At 55.8% G+C, this 17,845-nt stretch carries 15 protein-coding genes; 4 read left to right on the top strand and 11 right to left on the bottom strand.

From position 1 onward, the window contains the following. Positions 1–21 precede the first annotated feature (21 nt). The 4 genes from mzrA to PAT9B_RS17595 form a co-directional block, all read right to left on the bottom strand. Complete coding sequence (gene mzrA, locus PAT9B_RS17610; RefSeq protein ID WP_013510638.1) at positions 22–390, bottom strand: EnvZ/OmpR regulon moderator MzrA; 369 nt, start codon at positions 388–390, stop codon at positions 22–24. After that, positions 390–1,064 (bottom strand): DedA family protein, encoded by a 675-nt coding sequence (locus PAT9B_RS17605; protein WP_013510637.1) that lies wholly within the window; start codon positions 1,062–1,064, stop codon positions 390–392. Before PAT9B_RS17605 ends, mzrA begins: the two co-directional genes overlap by 1 nt. A 322-nt stretch (positions 1,065–1,386) precedes the next feature. After that, on the bottom strand, positions 1,387–2,160 hold the full coding sequence (exuR, locus tag PAT9B_RS17600) for a transcriptional regulator ExuR (protein WP_013510636.1): 774 nt from the start codon (positions 2,158–2,160) through the stop codon (positions 1,387–1,389). Between the two features lie 91 nt (positions 2,161–2,251). After that, positions 2,252–3,553: an MFS transporter gene (locus PAT9B_RS17595; RefSeq protein WP_013510635.1), complete on the bottom strand. Its 1,302-nt coding sequence runs from the start codon at positions 3,551–3,553 to the stop codon at positions 2,252–2,254. Positions 3,554–3,950: 397 nt separating this feature from the next. On the opposite strand from PAT9B_RS17595, the gene uxaC reads away from it, so the two are divergent. From uxaC to PAT9B_RS17580, 3 genes are read left to right on the top strand one after another with little or no spacing between them, the layout of a single operon-like run. Next, the gene (gene uxaC / locus PAT9B_RS17590; RefSeq protein ID WP_013510634.1) at positions 3,951–5,366 is read left to right on the top strand and encodes a glucuronate isomerase; all 1,416 of its coding nucleotides are present in this window, start codon (positions 3,951–3,953) and stop codon (positions 5,364–5,366) included. 2 nt (positions 5,367–5,368) lie between these two features. Then, positions 5,369–6,817, top strand: coding sequence for a tagaturonate reductase (locus tag PAT9B_RS17585; RefSeq protein WP_013510633.1), 1,449 nt, complete (start codon positions 5,369–5,371; stop codon positions 6,815–6,817). Positions 6,818–6,821: 4 nt separating this feature from the next. Next, the gene (locus tag PAT9B_RS17580) at positions 6,822–8,312 is read left to right on the top strand and encodes a UxaA family hydrolase (RefSeq protein ID WP_013510632.1); all 1,491 of its coding nucleotides are present in this window, start codon (positions 6,822–6,824) and stop codon (positions 8,310–8,312) included. A gap of 42 nt (positions 8,313–8,354) precedes the next feature. On the opposite strand, the gene sstT is transcribed toward PAT9B_RS17580, so the two are convergent. From sstT to PAT9B_RS17565, 3 genes are all read right to left on the bottom strand, one after another. Beyond that, positions 8,355–9,590: a serine/threonine transporter SstT gene (sstT, locus tag PAT9B_RS17575; protein WP_013510631.1), complete on the bottom strand. Its 1,236-nt coding sequence runs from the start codon at positions 9,588–9,590 to the stop codon at positions 8,355–8,357. 232 nt (positions 9,591–9,822) lie between these two features. Next, positions 9,823–10,794, bottom strand: a complete 972-nt coding sequence (locus tag PAT9B_RS17570; protein WP_013510630.1) for a TerC family protein — start codon at positions 10,792–10,794, stop codon at positions 9,823–9,825. 300 nt (positions 10,795–11,094) lie between these two features. Further along, complete coding sequence (locus PAT9B_RS17565; protein WP_013510629.1) at positions 11,095–12,078, bottom strand: Gfo/Idh/MocA family protein; 984 nt, start codon at positions 12,076–12,078, stop codon at positions 11,095–11,097. A gap of 151 nt (positions 12,079–12,229) precedes the next feature. Here PAT9B_RS17565 and PAT9B_RS17560 point away from each other — a divergent pair, with 151 nt between their 5' ends. Further along, entirely contained in the window at positions 12,230–13,918 is a 1,689-nt protein-coding gene (locus PAT9B_RS17560; RefSeq protein ID WP_013510628.1) for a chloride channel protein, read from the top strand. A gap of 42 nt (positions 13,919–13,960) precedes the next feature. Here the strand turns inward: PAT9B_RS17560 and PAT9B_RS17555 are convergent, their stop codons facing one another. Genes PAT9B_RS17555 through PAT9B_RS17540 form a run of 4 tightly spaced genes read right to left on the bottom strand, consistent with a single transcriptional unit; the run spans position 13,961 to position 17,788 of the window. After that, entirely contained in the window at positions 13,961–14,341 is a 381-nt protein-coding gene (locus tag PAT9B_RS17555) for a Rid family hydrolase (protein ID WP_013510627.1), read from the bottom strand. Positions 14,342–14,377: 36 nt separating this feature from the next. Continuing rightward, a complete protein-coding gene (locus PAT9B_RS17550; RefSeq protein ID WP_013510626.1) occupies positions 14,378–15,736 on the bottom strand; it encodes an MFS transporter in 1,359 nt (452 codons plus the stop codon). 50 nt (positions 15,737–15,786) lie between these two features. Next, on the bottom strand, positions 15,787–16,485 hold the full coding sequence (locus PAT9B_RS17545; RefSeq protein ID WP_013510625.1) for an SDR family NAD(P)-dependent oxidoreductase: 699 nt from the start codon (positions 16,483–16,485) through the stop codon (positions 15,787–15,789). A 13-nt stretch (positions 16,486–16,498) separates the two neighbouring features. Continuing rightward, positions 16,499–17,788: an NAD(P)/FAD-dependent oxidoreductase gene (locus PAT9B_RS17540; RefSeq protein ID WP_013510624.1), complete on the bottom strand. Its 1,290-nt coding sequence runs from the start codon at positions 17,786–17,788 to the stop codon at positions 16,499–16,501. Between the last annotated feature and the right edge of the window lie 57 nt (positions 17,789–17,845).

The raw sequence follows: 17,845 nt of genomic DNA, 5'->3' as shown, positions 1-17,845 counted from the left end.
ACCATGTCCGGGCAACCTGATTTAGCTGTAAATCGAACGATTAGCGTCCTGATTCTGCTGTGATGCCTGATGACCAGCCGCCACCACAAACCCCTGTGGCAGCAAGCGACGCAGCACTTTCTGCGCGGCCAAACTTTGCTCTTCGTTTTCGAAGTGAATCACCAATGCATCGCCAGAAGGGGTAATGCTTTTGATGCGTACCCCTTGAGCGGAGAGCTGTTGATACAGATAGAAGCCATCCGGCAGCGGGGTGCCGCTGTTGGCCACGCGAATCTGTACCACGGTTTCATGGCTCAACAACGCAGGGGCGAAGCTGACGGCAACGAGAGCCAGCGCACCACCCAACAACCAGGGCAGCAGACGCCTGGGGATGCGGGTCAGAATTTTCATCACTGTGACTTCCCGTTCTGATCAGACTGACGTTTACGCCAGAGCACTACCAGCGAACCGACAAGGCCAAACACCAGCAATACCAGCGGTAGCATCATCAGACAGAACATCAGTTCGTCTTCATAGCGACGGAAAATAGGGGTCTTGCCGAGTGCGAAGCCGAGCACCGTCAGGATCACCACCCACAACAAGCCGCTCACCCAGTTAAAGAACTGGAAACGCGCGTTGCTCAGGCCCGACAACCCGGCGATGGTGGGCAGCAGGGTACGCACAAACGCGATAAAGCGGCCAATCAGCAGGGCGGAGAGTCCATGGCGGTGAAACAGACTATGCGCGCGCTGGTGATATTGCGCGGGCAGATGGGACAGCCATTTTTGAACGGTGGGGGTATTGCCCAGCCAGCGTCCCTGAATGTAGCTGACCCAGCAACCGAGGCTGGCGCCGGTGGTCAGTACCAGGATGGTGAGTGGGAAGTTCATGGTGCCTTTGGCGATCAGCACGCCTACCAGAATCAGCAGACTGTCGCCGGGCAGAAATGCCGCGGGCAGCAAGCCATTCTCAAGGAACAAAATCATGAACAGCACGCCATAAATGGCCCACACCAGTGTCGGGTCGGAGAGTGTTTCGAAATCCTGCTGCCATAAGGCATGCAGTAATGCCTGCAAAATATCCATCAATCGGTCCTGAACATCATTGTTAAACGTGCCCGAAGGGCTGGAGCACTAGCTGGCAGTTTAGTTATGCATTTTAGGAGCACAGCTGAGCCGGATTTTCCGGATCCTTCCAGAATTGATTGTTAAATCAGCAACTTTTTAATGCCCTGTCGCAAAGGGTAAGAAAAGGGCGATAACTGTAACAAAAATCATAGATCTGAGACAGTAGAAAGTTCCCGCAAGAGAGGAGTTTTACCTTTAGATGCAACTGGCCCAAAGGAGCTTTACATGAGCTGACACTATTGCAGATTAACTGACTTTCCTGCCTGGAAAATCAGCAAAATTAGCGGGCGTTATCAGTGCCTTCCGGCAGGATAACCGGGTTTTCAGCAAACATGTAACGGTCGACATTAAACTCAAAATCGTCTGCGGTAGCGTTAAACAGCATCTGTTTAGTATTTTCCAGATGCTGCCACATAGCCAGCTTACTGGCGGCGGGATCTTTGCGGATAAGTGCTTTTAGAATCTGATCGTGATCGTCGCACCAACTGAGGATGTTGCGTTGATCAATATGTTCATGCAATTTCAGCCAGTAGGGATTGTGCAGGCGGTGCAGCCACATCTTTTCCACAATCGCGGCTAAGGCGCTGTTTTGCGTCGATTGCGCAATACGCACATGGAACTGCATGTCCCACTCCGAATCACGGAAGTGGTCTTCCTGACGGGCTTTTTCCTGAATGGCCATCAGCGCCATAATGTCCTGGCGAGTCACCTGGGTCGCGGCAAACTCTGCCACATTGCTCTCAATCAACTGACGCGCCTGCAACAATTCAAACGGACCGAAACTGGCGAACTCCAGCTGGCTGGAGGTGACGATGCGATTTTGCTGTTGGCTGGCAATAACGTGAATGCCGGAACCTTTACGCACTTCGACGTAGCCTTCGACTTCCAGCATGATAATTGCTTCACGCACCACGGTGCGGCTGACCTGCATCTCCTCGGCGATTAAACGCTCGGCAGGGAGTTTATCGCCCACCGGGTATTCACCGGCTTCAATGCGGCGTTTTAGCTCGCTGGCCAGTTGTTGATAAAGGCGTCGGGATTCGGTCAGGTCCATTGCGCGGTTCCGCTATGCAGGTAAACGAGGAGTTGTTATACCACTTCAGGCGGGCGGAAGAAATGGGCTGGCTCACACCAGCCCGAAGAGATTAACTACGGGCCGCCGCCGTGTGGACGGGGGGCGCACTTTCCAGCTCGGAAACCGGTTTGTTTTTCAGCACGCTCCAGATGACTACCGCACCGATCAAGTCAAACACTGCCAGCGCAGCAAACAGCGGGCTAAAACCAAGGGTATCAGCCAAAGCACCCACGACCAGCGCAAACAGGGTGCTGGCGGTCCAGGCAGCCATACCGGTCAGGCCGTTGGCGGTTGCCACCTCATTACGACCGAACACGTCTGATGACAAAGTGATCAGTGCGCCGGACAGGGCCTGGTGTGCAAAACCACCGATACACAGCAAACCAATCGCGACATACGGGCTGGTAAACAGGCCGATGGTGCCCGGGCCGATCATCAACACCGCGCCCATAGTGACCACTAACTTACGTGAGACGATGAGATTGACGCCGAACCAGCGTTGAAACAGCGGCGGCAGATACCCACCCAGGATGCAGCCGAAGTCGGCAAACAGCATTGGCATCCACGCGAACAGCGCAATCTCCTTCAGATTGAAGCCATACACCTTAAACATAAACAGCGGAATCCACGCGTTGAAGGTGCCCCAGGCCGGTTCGGCGAGGAAACGCGGCAGCGCAATGCCCCAGAACTGACGGTTACGCAAAATCTGACCCACTGACATTTTGCTGCTGTTGCCGGTTTGATGCTGTACTTCCTGACCGGCAATGATGTAGTGACGCTCTTCTTCGCTCAGTTTGGTTTGTTGTTTCGGATGTTTATAAAACACCAGCCAGCACAGCGCCCAAATCATGCTCAGCACGCCAGTGATGATAAACGCCATCTGCCAGCTGTGCGCCACAATGGCCCATACCACCAGGGGCGGAGCCAGCATCGCACCAATTGATGAACCGACGTTGAAATAGCCCACCGCAACGGATCGTTCTTTCGCCGGGAACCACTCGCTGCTGGCTTTTAATCCCGCCGGGATCATTGCCGCTTCGGCGGCACCGACCGCACCACGTGCCAGCGCAAAGCCGCCCCAGCTCCCCGCCAGCGCGGTAGCGGCACAGAAGATAGCCCAGAGCACGGCAAACACCGCATAGCCCACTTTGGTGCCCAACATGTCCAGCACGTAACCGGCAACCGGCTGCATCACGGTGTAACAAGCCGAATAAGCGGCGACGATATATGAATATTGCTGGGTGGTGATGTGAAGCTGGGTCGCCAGCGTGGGTGCTGCTACGGCAATGGTATTACGCGTCAGGTAGCCCAGCACGGTGCCCATCGTCACCAGCCCAATCATGTACCAGCGTAGCCCTTTGATCTTACGCATCATTAACCTCTTCCAGTTTGTCGTTGCGGCGCTGCCGCTGTTGTTATCTGGAGCGGGACTGCACGTGAGACAACTCTCTTCACGCCCGCAGGCGCTGAAAGCGCGCCTTTATTTCCTTGCCTGTGCCATCGGTGTGGCATCAATGGAGCGAGAGGTTAACTTGTTATACAACTTTAAAAGTTGAGAGCTATCACAAAAACCCTTAAATACGTGTGTGATACTGTTGTTCAACGTAATAACAGCAAGTTAGCTGCGTTTGTGTGCGTTTTTTGTCCATATCCACACTAAAAAGCTGTCATTAATGTGAGGTGTATCGCAAAGAATTTTGCCGGATGGCGAAATTGGTATGATAACTTTGTGTCATTAGCCAACAGGCTACAAAAATGAGGAAGCAGGTATGTCGCGTTTTATGAGTGAGGATTTTTTACTGGAAAGCGAATTTGCGCGTCGTCTTTATCATGACTACGCCAAAGACCAACCGATTTTCGATTATCACTGTCATCTGCCACCACAGCAGATTGCCGAAAATTACCGCTTTACCAACCTCTATGACATCTGGCTGAAAGGCGATCACTATAAATGGCGAGCGATGCGTGCCAATGGTGTACCGGAAGCGCTCTGTACCGGTGCCGCCAGCGATCGTGAGAAATTTAATGCTTGGGCGCGCACCGTGCCGCACACCATTGGTAACCCTTTGTATCACTGGACACACCTCGAACTGCGCCGCCCGTTTGGCATTACCGATGTACTGCTGTCTGAGCAAACGGCAGACGCTATCTGGGATCGCTGCAATGCCTTATTGGCGCAGGATGCCTTCACCGCGCGCGGCATCATGCAGCAGATGAAGGTGAAAATGGTCGGCACCACCGATGATCCGCTGGACGATTTACAGCATCATCGCGCGCTGGCACAGGATGACAGCTTCAGCGTCAAAGTGCTGCCCAGCTGGCGTCCGGATAAAGCCTTCAATATCGAGCTGGAAACCTTCCTGCCGTGGATTCACAAGCTGGAGCAAGTTGCCGATGTCAGCGTACAGCGTTTTGACGATCTGCGTCGTGCCTTAAGCAAACGTCTTGATCACTTTGCTGCGCACGGCTGCAAGATTTCCGACCACGCGCTGGATGTGGTGGTGTATGCCGAAGCCGATGAAGCAACGCTGGATGGCATTCTGACGCGTCGCTTGCAAGGCACTGCGCCGTCCAACGAAGAGACCGCGCAGTTTAAAACGGCGGTACTGGTGTGGCTGGGTAGCGAATATGCCCGGCGCGGTTGGGCGCAGCAGTACCACATTGGTGCGCTGCGTAACGCCAATCGCCACCACTTTGAGCTGCTGGGACCCGATACGGGGTTCGACTCCATTAACGATGCACCGCTGGCGATCCCACTGGCACGCCTGTTGGATGCGCAAAACCGCCAGAGCGGGTTACCCAAAACCATCCTCTATTGCCTCAACCCACGTGATAACGAAGTGCTGGCGACCATGGCCGGGAATTTCCAGGGTGAAGGCGAACCCGGCAAGATGCAGTTTGGTTCGGCATGGTGGTTCAACGATCAGCTCGATGGTATGCAGCGTCAGATGACACAACTGGCGCAGATTGGCCTGCTTAGCCGTTTTGTTGGCATGCTCACCGACAGCCGCAGCTTCCTGTCCTATACCCGTCACGAATATTTCCGTCGCCTGCTGTGTCAGATGATCGGCAATTGGGTGGAGCGTGGCGAAGCGCCTGCCGACGAAGCGCTACTGGGACAGATGGTACAAAACATCTGTTTCAACAATGCGCGTGATTACTTCGGCATTGAGTTAGGAGCCTGATGATGCAGCGGCTAAACCGTCACGATTTTCCCGGCGCTCGCTATACCGATCGCGTGATTCAGTTTGGTGAGGGGAATTTTCTGCGTGCCTTTATTGACTGGCAGCTCGACTGGCTAAACGAACATCAGGGCACCGATGCCGGTGTGGTGGTGGTGCGGCCGCGTAACCGGGAAGTAAAAGACTCGCTGAATCAGCAGGATGGCTTGTATACCACGCTGATTCGCGGCTTGAACCCGGCAGGGGAACAGGTGAGCGAAACTCGCCTGATCCGTAGCCTCAACCGGGAGATCCAACCGTATCAACAGTTCGACGCGTTTCTTGCGTTGGCGCGTGCGCCCGAAATGCGTTTTGTGTTCTCCAACACCACCGAAGCAGGGATCGCTTTTGCCGAACAGGATCGACTGGCTGATGCGCCGGCGTCCTCTTTCCCCGGCAAGCTGACCCAGTTGCTGTGGGCGCGTTACCAGCACTTCGCCGGTTCAGCGGACAAGGGCTGGTTAATCGTTCCCTGTGAATTGATTGACTACAACGGCGATACGTTGCGCGAACTGGTGCTGCGTTATGCCAGCCACTGGCAGTTGCCGCCGGCCTTTGCTCAGTGGGTGCAGCAGCATTGTGCGTTCTACAACACGCTGGTGGATCGTATTGTCACCGGCTTCCCGGCAGACAGTGACGCCATCGCCACCCAATTGGGCTACGAAGATCGTTTTCTGGTGGCGGGCGAGGTGTATTACCAGTTTGTGATCCAGGGGCCAGGCGCGTTGGCGCAGGAACTGAAACTGGCCGCGCTGGCACCGGAAGTGAAGCTGGTGGAGGACATCACCCCTTACAAAGCGCAAAAAGTGGCGATCCTTAATGGTGCGCATACCGCGATGGTACCGGTGGCGTTCCAGTCTGGTCTGGAGAGCGTCGGTGAAGCGATGGATGATGCGCAGATCGCCGGCTTCGTTGAGGTGTTGCTGCGTGATGAGGTGATCCCCACGCTCGATCTGCCGACTGCTGAACTGCACGCGTTTGCTGATGCGGTACAGCGCCGTTTCCGTAATCCTTTTATTCGCCATGCGCTGCTTTCCATCGCGCTGAACGGCATGACCAAATTCCGCACCCGTTTGCTGCCGCAACTGTTGCTGGCGCAGCAACAACAGGGTAGCTGGCCGCCACGCCTGACCTTTGCCTTTGCGGCGTTGCTGGCGTTTTATCGCGGCCAGCAGGGCGATAAAAGCTGGCCGTTGCAGGACGATGCCCACTGGTTGCAACGCTATGCCGAATTGTGGCCAGCGGTGCAAACGCAGCAACTTCCCGTGGAACAACTGGTCAGCACGGTACTGAGTGACGCCAGCCATTGGGGCGAAGATTTAACCCGGCAGCCAGGGCTGGTGGCTGCGGTAAGCCAACACCTGCAAAACATCATCGTTCACGGGATGCGAACGGCGCTGACACAACTGAGATAACGCTATGCAAGATGCGATAAGAATACATTCACGCGATAACGTCGCTGTGGCGTTGCGCGATTTGGAAGCCCATACCCAGGTTGAAATCAATCATGTCCGTGTGGAGCTGCGTCAGGCGGTGGGGCGCGGGCATAAATTTGCGCTGCAACCGCTGGCGACCGATGCACTGGTGATCAAATACGGATTACCGATTGCGCACGCCACGCAGCCGATTGCTGCCGGTGAAATCATTCATTCGCAGAACGCGCGCACTAACCTGAGCGATCTCGACGAATATGATTATCAGCCCGATTTTCTCGAACTGCCGCCGCAGGCCGGGGATCGTGACGTACAGATCTACCGTCGCGCCAGCGGCGAGGTGGGGATTCGCAATGAATTGTGGATCCTGCCCACCGTGGGGTGCGTCAACGGCATCGCGCGCCAGATCCTGCAACGTTTTCTCAAAGAGACAGATGATGCCGCGGGCATCGATGGCGTGCATCTGTTCAGCCATCCTTTTGGCTGCTCGCAGCTGGGCCAGGACCATGAGAACACCCGTACCATGTTGCAGAACATGGTGCGTCACCCCAATGCTGGCGCGGTGCTGGTGATTGGTCTCGGTTGCGAGAACAACCAGGTGGATGTGTTCCGCGACACCCTCGGTGCGTTTGAAAGCGATCGTGTGCAATTTATGGTGTGCCAGCAGCAGGATGATGAGGTAGAGGCCGGACTTGAACGGCTGCATGCTTTATATAATGTGATGCGCCATGATCAGCGCCAGCCCGGCAAACTCAGTGAGCTGAAGTTTGGTCTGGAGTGTGGCGGTTCAGACGGCTTTTCCGGCATCACCGCCAACCCGATGCTGGGTCGTTTCTCCGATCAGATGATCGCCAATGGCGGCACCACGGTGCTGACCGAAGTGCCGGAGATGTTCGGTGCGGAGCGTATCCTGATGAGCCGCTGCCGCGATGAGGCCACTTTTGATAAAACCGTGGCGATGATTAACGACTTCAAACGCTACTTTATCGACCACCAACAGCCGATTTATGAGAACCCCTCACCGGGCAACAAAGCCGGGGGGATCACCACGCTGGAGGAGAAGTCGCTGGGCTGCACGCAAAAAGCCGGGCAGAGCCAGGTGGTGGATGTGCTGAAATACGGTGAGCGCCTGAAAACACCGGGCCTTAATCTGCTCAGCGCGCCGGGCAACGATGCCGTAGCCACCAGTGCGTTAGCAGGGGCAGGCTGCCATATGGTGTTATTCACCACCGGACGCGGCACGCCTTATGGTGGCTTTGTACCCACGGTGAAAATTGCCACCAATACGCAGCTGGCGGAGAAAAAACCGCACTGGATTGATTTCAACGCCGGACGGCTGATTGAGGGCATGAGCATGGAGGCGATGCTGGCGGATTTTGTCGATATGATCGTTGCCATTGCCAACGGCAAACCTGCGCGCAATGAAGCCAATGACTTCCGCGAACTGGCAATTTTTAAAAGCGGGGTGACGTTGTAAATCCGAAGCGGCGCGATTCATCGCGCCGCTATGGGGAAATAATTATACTGCGGTGCGTGTTTCGCGCTCTGCTTCGGCCTGGCATACCGCCGCAGTGAACAGAATATCGGTTGAAGAGTTCAGCGCGGTTTCGGCTGAATCCTGCAACACGCCAATAATAAAGCCCACCGCTACCACCTGCATCGCCAGATCATTGGGAATGCCAAACATATTGCAGGCAACCGGAATCAGCAGCAGTGAACCACCTGCTACCCCGGAAGCGCCACAGGCGCACAGCGAGGCCACCAGGCTGAGCAAAATCGCCGTCGGCACATCAACAGAAATTCCCAACGTATGCACGGCCGCCAGCGTCAGTACCGTGATGGTAATCGATGCCCCCGCCATGCTGATGGTGGCACCCAGCGGAATCGAAACCGAATAGGTATCCTCATCCAGGCCCAGGCGTTTCGCCAGCGCCATATTCACCGGGATATTGGCCGCAGAGCTGCGGGTAAAGAAGGCGGTGACGCCGCTCTCACGGATGCAGGTGAACACCAGCGGATAGGGATTGCGACGGATTTTGTTAAACACCAGCAGCGGATTGACCACCAGCGCCATCAGCAGCATACAACCGAGCAGCAACGACAGCAGGCTGGCGTATTCCCACAGCGCATCAAAACCGGTGGAGGCCAGAATCGATGCCACCAGGCCGAAAATGCCCAGCGGTGCACAGCGGATCACGCAACGCACCACCCAGGTCGCGGCGTTCGAGGCATCATTGAGGAAGGCTTTACTGCTCGGGCTGGCGTGACGGAAAGCCAGGCCCAGTCCCAGCGCCCACACTAAAATCCCGATGTAATTGGCGTTCATCAACGCATCAATCGGGTTGGCCACCATGCTCATCAGCAGGCCGTGCAATACCTCGGCAATCCCGGACGGCGGGGTGATTTCCGTTTTGCCGACGTTCATCGACAATATTTGCGGGAACAGATGGCTGAAAACGACCGCGACCACGGCGGCAAAGAAGGTGCTGAGCAGATACAGCATGATAATCGGGCGGATATTGGTTTTCTGCCCTTGCTGATGGTTAGCAATCGAGGAGATCACCAGCACCAGTACCAACAATGGTGCCACCGCTTTCAGCGCGCGAACGAACAGTTCACCCAACAGGCCGACAGCCAGAGCGGCATCGCGCGAAAACCAGGCCAGTGCCACACCGGCGATCAGACCCAGCATAATTTGTTTTACCAGGCTGCCCGCAAACAGCGCGCCCAGACGTCCAATGATGTTTGTTTGCATATCACGATCTTTTTATATGGCGGTAATAAGTTTGCTGCGCGGAGCCACCACGCAGCCCTAGTTTAACGGGCGGAGTATAAGGAAAACATGCATTGAGGGAAGAGATAATTCTGTCTGTGTGCGGAAGATTGGATTTTTGATCTACTGGTGATGCGAGGTGTGACAGCAGTATAAAATGTGACTATTTATTGTGGCGAAATAAAGCAGGGGCGATTAACGCCCCTGTAGCAGATTATGATGATATCTTCTTCTGGTCGTTTCTGCGGTTAACCCAGGCATTAATCAGCAGCGTTCCCCCCAGAATGACGCCAACCACCGCCAGCGAAACCCCGACCGGGATATGCCAGAACTCAACGATCAGCATCTTAATACCGATAAACACCAGCACAATCGCCAGGCCGTATTTCAGCATCGAGAAGCGCTCCGCCACGTTTGCCAGCAGGAAATACATGGCACGCAGGCCGAGGATGGCGAACAGGTTAGAGGTCAGCACGATGAAGGGATCGGTGGTGACGGCAAAGATCGCCGGGATACTGTCGACAGCAAAGATCACGTCGCTCAGCTCCACCATAATCAACACCAGCAACAAGGGGGTGGCGAACAGCACACCGTTTTTACGGGTGAAGAATTTCTCGCCTTCCAGGCTGTCAGTCATGCGCAGGTGTTTGCGCAGCCAACGTACCAGCGGCTTATCACCCACAGCGCTGTCATCATCTTCCTTCGCCAGCGCCATTTTCAGGCCGGTAAACAGCAGGAAGGCACCGAAAAGATAGAGAATCCAGCTAAATTGCGTGACCAGCCAGCTGCCGCCAAAAATCATGATAGTACGCAGCACGATCGCGCCCAATACGCCATAGACCAACACGCGGCGTTGCAATTGGGCCGGAATCGCGAAGTAGCTAAACAGCATCAACCAGACGAAGACGTTATCAACCGCCAGCGCTTTTTCCAGAATATAACCGGTAAGGAAGGCGAGGGTTTGGGCGGTGGCAACTTCGCGCCCGACGGTGCCATTGAGATACCACCAGAAGGCGGCGCTAAACAGCAATGAGAGGGAAACCCAAACCAGCGACCAGATCGCCGCTTGTTTGAATGACATAGTTTGTGCGCCGCGTCGTCCCTGAAGAAAGAGATCGATCGCCAGCATGATAAGCACTACGACGGCAAAGCTGCCCCAGAGTAGTGGCGTACCTACAGATTGCATAAGCGTATCCTGTCCTGAAAATAAAAAAGGCCGAAGTCAGAAGACGTCAGCCGCTTTTTTCATATAAGCAAACCTCGCCTTCCGGCAAGGTCTCACTTACAACTCAGAATAGATTCCGCGTTGCCTGATGACCGGATGCAGCATGTTATGCATCGTAATGACGATCAATCAGCTATACCCATAGTACTGCGGGTAACAAGTTACTCCCCTTTGCAGTTGCGTAAATTACGTGCAGTTGAGTCAATAAGCAATGGGATGTGGAAATATTTAGACATATTTACACAGCAGGGATACGCGCCATCAATTGCCATGATCCGCCGGGAATACCACACCAGTCTGACGGCGGATTTCCGTCAGCAGCGCCGCTGTGATGCGTGACGCCTGCAACCCCGGATGCTCCACCTGACCCCGACTCACCAATTGTGCAAAGGTTTCAGCCTCATACAGCATCGAGTTGATGTGCTGCGGTTGGGTCAGGTTTTGGCTTTCACCGCCACGTGGCGTAAAGCGCAACTGCTGGCACTCAGAAATTTTTTCGATCACCAGCGAACCGGCTTCACCCTGAATCTCACTGGGTATCAGTGAGTCACTCACCTTCGAATGTAAGATCGTGACATCGAAGTCGCCGTAGCCCAACACCACCACCCCATGTGCGTCCACGCCGCTCGCCAGCAACGACGCCTGTGCCGTTACGCGCTGCGGCTCCCCCCATAAGGTGACGGCGGCCGCGAGGCAGTAGTAGCCAATATCCATAATCGAACCATTCGACCAGCGGGGATTGAAGGTGTTGGGGTTTTCACCCTCCAGATAACGCTGATAACGTGATGAATACTGGCAATAATTAAGTAACGCTTTGCGTAATTTACCCACCTGCGGCAATGCTTTTTGCAGTTGCAAAAAGGTGGGTAAGCTGGCGGTTTTAAAGGCTTCGAACAGCACCACGTTGTTGTCACGTGCGCAGGCGATCATCGCTTCTGCTTCGCGCAGATTCGACGCCAGCGGCTTTTCGCAGATCACATGCTTACCGTGTGACATAAACAGCAGCGCCTGCTCGCAATGCAGTGCGTTCGGGCTGGCGATATAGACCGCATCAATGGCATCACTGGCCGCCATTGCCTCAAGCGAGGTAAAGGTCAGCTTGCAGGGGTAATCCGTTGCGAACGCCTCAGCCTGTTCCTGCAGGCGCGAATAGATGGCGCTCAGTTTCATTTTGCCGCTCTCATGTGCGGCGTCGATAAACTGGCGGGTGATCCAGTTGGTTCCCACAATAGCGAAGCGAATCACGTGCGGTTTCTCCACAAGGGTAAAACGGCAGAGTAACACGCGGACCGGGTGGCGTAATTAGCAAACGCAGGCGAAATTTGATCCTGAGATCCGCATTCCAATATGATGATGCAGCTACGATTTTTTAACCCGGAAAGAAGAGGACGCGTGGGTGAGCGGAAGTAAACATGCCCTGAACTGGACCACCTTGCTGATTGCTATCCCCGTGGGTTGTGCCGCCTCGCTGGTCACACTGGCTTTTCGCGGGGTGATCGACCTGATTAACCGTCTGCTGTTCAACAGTGATAATGAAATCACCGTGGCAATGCATGTCTGGCCGTGGATTTTCTGGCCGGTGTTGGTGGGTGCGGGTGGCCTGCTGGCCGGGTGGTTTTTACGTTATGCCGTCACCATTGAGCAGCAGGAAACGGTGAAAACCGACTATCTGGAGGTGATCAACGCCCGGCTGGATGCGGTGCCCACCAAAACGTCGCTGTTTCGCGCCCTGTCATCGATTGCCAGTATCGGCAGCGGTGCCTCAATCGGTAAAGAAGGGCCGATGGTGCAGCTCTCGGCGTTGTGCGGCAGCCTGATGGGCCGTTGGTTACCGCAATCACTTGGCTTGCGTAACAGCGACATAGTGGCGATGGCCGCCGCTGCCGGACTCTCGTCGGTGTATCACGCCCCGCTTGCCTCGGCCATTTTTGTCGCCGAAATCGCGTTTGGCATCTCCGCGTTGCAGCGGCTGATCCCGCTGGTAATCGCTTCGGCGGTGGCGGTGATGACCATGTGGTCGCTGGGCTTCCGCAGCGCGCTCTATCCGCTAGCCAACGTCACGTTCCAGATGGATATCACCAGCCTGCTGCTGACGGTAGTGATTGGGCTAGCATCCGGGCTGGCCGGTTGGTTGCTGATTAAACTGATTGCGCGCAGCAAGGCGATGTTTAGTCATGTGCGTTCGCTACCGTTACGTTTGGGGGCCGGTGGGTTGGCGGTGGGCTTTCTGGCGCTGATCTCCACCGATATTCTGGGCAACGGCTATGAAGTGATCGTCAAAATCATCGACGGTCATTATTTACTGGGCGGTCTGCTGGCGGTGTTGGTATTAAAAACCCTGGCGACTACCCTGTCGGTCGGCTCCAATGCGGTCGGCGGGTTGTTCACCCCTTCGTTACTGATTGGCGCGCTGCTGGGGGCGTTGCTTGCCGGTGTCGGCGCGGCGCTGCATTTGCCGGTCGGCGATACGCTGCTCTACGCGGCGGTCGGTATGGCGGCGGTGCTGGCGGCCGTTAGCCAGGCACCGTTGATGGCGATGCTGATGGTGCTGGAGATGACGCTTAACAGTAGCCTGTTGTTCCCGTTGATGATTGCCTCGGTGCTGGCTTCCATGCTGGTGTACCGCCTGCAATCCGCCAGTACCTATCCGGTCGTCAGCGGGCATCTGAGCCGCTCCGAAGCCAAATACGATTTCGATAATATGCGTGTCGACCAACTGATCATCCCCGGTGCCGCCTTGCAGCCAGAGGAGTCGGTGGGGCAGGCACTGGCGGTCAGCTCGCTGAAACGTGAGCGTTATGTCTATGTCATCAACGCCAGCGGCCAGTTTCTTGGTGTGGTGTCGATTCACGATATCGCGCGCAAAGTATTGGCGGAAGAGATCACCCTGCATTCACCGGTCAGCACGGTGATGGACAGCAATTTCCCCTGTATCTATCAGAACCAGAGCATGCGTGAAGGCTGGGAAGCGTTTGCCCGTGTCACGCTGGAGCGCTTGCCGGTGCTGAATAACCCGCAGGAACGCCGTTTCCTTGGGGCGTTGACGAAAACCAGTTTGATTCAAAAGGCGCAGGAGTTTTTGTAATCCGGCCAGCGGCAGCGCCCATCCTGGGGCGCTGCATGGGGCTTAACGAATGGCGTAAGTTTCAATCTCTACCCGTTGCCAGGTGCGTAGCATCGAGTCCACTTGTACGATGGTGCTGGCCGGACGGATGGTGCCAAACGTCTCAAGATGCGCCTTAGCCACCTTTTCTGCATCGTTGATATCACGCACATACACCACGGTTCGCACCACATCCTCCATCTCCATATCCGCCTGTTGAATCACGTTGGCGATAGTGTTCAGGATCGATTTTGTCTGCTCGTAGGCATCTGCTTTTTCAAAGTCGGGTGTGGCACAGGTGCCCGAAATATGCAGCTGGTTGTCGGCTTTGACCGCCCGTGAGTAACCAAAAACAGACTCATAGGCACCGCCGGAAGAGATTTTTACTTTCGTGGTCAGGCTCATTTTATGCTCCATAGATACACAGGTGATAAAGGGGGATCAGGACGGCAACGCCTGGCCGGTTCGGTCTTGCATTTTCCACAAGGCCAGCAAACCCAGCACCGCACCGCCCATCAGGTAAAACGCCGGGATTAGCGTGATACCGGTTTTTTCGATCAACCAGGTGTTCACCAGCGGCGCAGTCCCACCGAGCAGTGACACCGATAAGTTGTAGCTAATGGCGAAGCAGCTGTAGCGGACCGTGGTGCCGAACAGCGAGGTCAGGGTGGCGGGGATGGTGCCCTCGAAGAACAACATGCCGAGAATCAACACCGCCATACCGATGACGATGGCGGCCAGGCCGTGGCTTTGAATTGCCCAGAAAACGGGGATCGCAGAAAGGATGATCAGCACACAGCCAGTGATGAGCATGCGCTTTCTGCCAACCCGGTCACCCAGCATGCCGAACAGCGGAATAAACAGCAGCAGCGCGAGGGTAGCAATCAGTGACAGTCGGGCGCTGAACTCAGCGGATTTCCCCATAAAACTCACCAGATAGCTCGGGATATAGCCCAGTACGATGTAGTAGTTGATATTGAAGGTGGCGACCAGGCCGGCGCAGCGGAGCAACTGTGGCCATTCTTTGAGGAATAGCGTCCAACGCGCCGGAGCCTGTGCGGCGGCCCGGGCTTTACCGGCCTGCATTTCACGAAATACCGGGGTTTCATCGACGCGTAAGCGGATAAACAGCGCCACAATGCCCAGCAATCCGGCAATCACAAACGGCACCCGCCAGCCCCAGGCGACCATGGTGTCATCGCCCAGCGTATTGCTGATCACATTGACGATAATCCCGCCCACCAGGAAGCCGGAAATATTACCGAACTCCAGCCAGCTGGTGAAAAAGGTGCGGCGTTTATCCGGGCTATGCTCGGCGATAAAAATGCAGGAGCCGCCGTATTCACCGCCGGTGGAAAGCCCCTGCAACATGCGCATCAGCACCAGTAAAATCGGGGCGGCGATACCAATGCTGTGATAACCGGGAATCAGCGCGATGCAGAGGGTGGCAATCGACATCAGGCTGATGCTGGCAACCAGCGCAGTACGGCGGCCATATTTATCGCCAAGCGGGCCAAACAGAAAGCCCCCTAACGGTCGGATGACAAATCCGGCGGCAAACGCCGCATAAATAGCGATCAACTCGTTGTAGCTGTTGGTGGTGGGGAAGAAAACTTTTGCCATGGTCATGGCCATTGAGGAATAGATGGCGAAATCGAACCATTCCACCATATTCCCCAGTGTAACGCCGGTGACGGCGCGGGTTAAATTGCCGTCCCGTGCCATCTGACGCGATGTTGGTCGCTCCTTTACATAGCGAACTGCTCCCTGAAGTGCTGGATTTATTGTTTGTTGTTTCATTGTCTTACCCTGTCTGTTTGAAGTGGAGTACGACGCCTGTGAAAAAATGCTTAACGCATATAACTGCCCCCGGAAATGACCAGGGTTTCGCCGGTGATATAGCCCGGTTGTGAACTGAAGGCCCACACCCAGTCAGCGATCTCTCCGACACTGGCCGCGCGTTGCATCGGCACGGCTTTAACACCTTCATGAATTCGTCCGCTTTTCAGCGTGCCCTCGGTCTCGACCCAGCCCGGGGCGATGGCATTCACCACGATCTTTTTGCCCACCAGCTCAATCGCCAGCGATTTCACCAGCGACACCACGGCGGCTTTCGAGGCGCTGTACAACAGCTGACCGGGCGAGACGGCAAAGGCATCGACCGAGGCAAACATCAATAACGCGCCGCCTTGCTCACTGATAAATTCGCTGGCGACTTTGGCGGTGTTGACGCTGCCCAGCACGTTGACGTCGAAAATCTGGCGATAGAGGGCATCGTTGCTGCTCTCCAGCGTCGAGACCGGGAAAATCCCCGCAGCGTTGATCAATGCGCTGACGCGGCGGCCCTGGAGCGCCCCGGCCACGGCTTCGCGCAATGCGCTGTAGCAGGTAATATCGGCCACCACCGGAGTGATACCGGGCTGTGCTGGCAGTGCGCTGCGGTCGATAGCGATCACCGCCCAGCCTTCACGCTGAAACTTCTCCATCACCGCTTTGCCCATACCGGAGGCAGCACCGGTAACCAGGGCGACAGGTTGTTGTGTGTTCATGGTTTTTCTCCAGTCAGGCGGTCAGGGATGTGTTGTGCAGCAGGCTGCTATGCATGGTTGCTAGCAGGTCCAGCGTGCGCCAGGTTTCGTCGAGATTGGCTTGCCACAGGCGGCGGACGATATCGATGCGCGCCTCATGCGGCTGTTGTGCCGCCAGCAGGCTGGTGATATTGGGGATGCCCTGTTCGCGCAGTTGAATCATGCGTGCGATAAGCCGCGTCTGCTGGCAGTAGGTCGGCCATTGCGGGCCGCGCGGGGCGGAAAGCCCAACAAAATAGAGGTTCTCAACGGTGGTTGGCAGAGTCATGGCGGCGGTGCGTAACGGCACACCATCCTGCCAGTCAAGCAGAGCCGCATCGAGGAACGGTAAGCGGGTGTGGAACCCGGTGGCCCATACAATGCTGTCATATTCTGTGGCGCTGCCATCGCTGAAATGCACGGTTTTGCCGTCGATATGGTCGATTGCCGGACGCACGCCAATACGGCCATGCTGGATCCAGTACATCAGCAAGGTGTTGACCACCGGCGGCTGTTGTTCCAGATCCCAGCTTTCTGGTTGCGGCATGCCGGGATAGTTTTCCCAGCGTCCCACGGAGATCAGGGTCAGCACCTGGGTGACCGCGTTCTGCATTTCCGGCGGGAGCTGATTCAGGAACGGAATTTCGGCGCGCGGCACACCGAGCAGCGCTTTGGGCTGGAACACCTGTCCCCGACGAATCACGATATCGGTAGGCAGGCGATGCTGGGCGGCGTCCACCGCCAGGTCGCAACCGGAGTTACCACAGCCCACCACCAGCACCTTACCCTGCAACTGATCGGTGTTGCGATACTGGCCGGAATGCAGCGAGATGCCACTGAAATGGCTCGCTTCGGGCGGAAACGCGCAATCCCACAGATGCCCATTGGCGACCAGCACGCCCTGGTAGTGGCGAGTCTGGCCATTGACCGTCACGTGCCAGCCCTCGCTGCCCGCCTTACCCAGCGGCACAATACGTTCTACCGTGCTGTTGAAATGGATCTGCGTTCTGAGGTTGAAATGGTCGGCGTAGCTGTCAATGTAGTGCCGCACCTGATCGCGGCTGGGGTAGACCGGCCACGACTCGGGCATCGGGAAGCCATCAAAACCGGAGCTTTTTTTCGGGGTAATCAGATGCAGGGCATCGTAGTCATGATGCCAGTGACCGCCGACCTGGCTGCTTTTCTCGAAGCAATCAGCGTGGATGCCCAGCTCTTGCAAGGTGCGCAGTGCTGCCAGACCAGCAGCTCCTGCACCAATCACACAATAGCGCGCCTGTGATGTCATACGTCTCTCCTGCAAAGTTATTGCAACATTGGGGTAACGTGATTGACATAGTTTTAA

The sequence above is a fragment of the Pantoea sp. At-9b genome (assembly GCF_000175935.2).
GTDB lineage: Bacteria > Pseudomonadota > Gammaproteobacteria > Enterobacterales > Enterobacteriaceae > Pantoea.
This window is presented reverse-complemented; position numbering and strand designations above follow the sequence as displayed.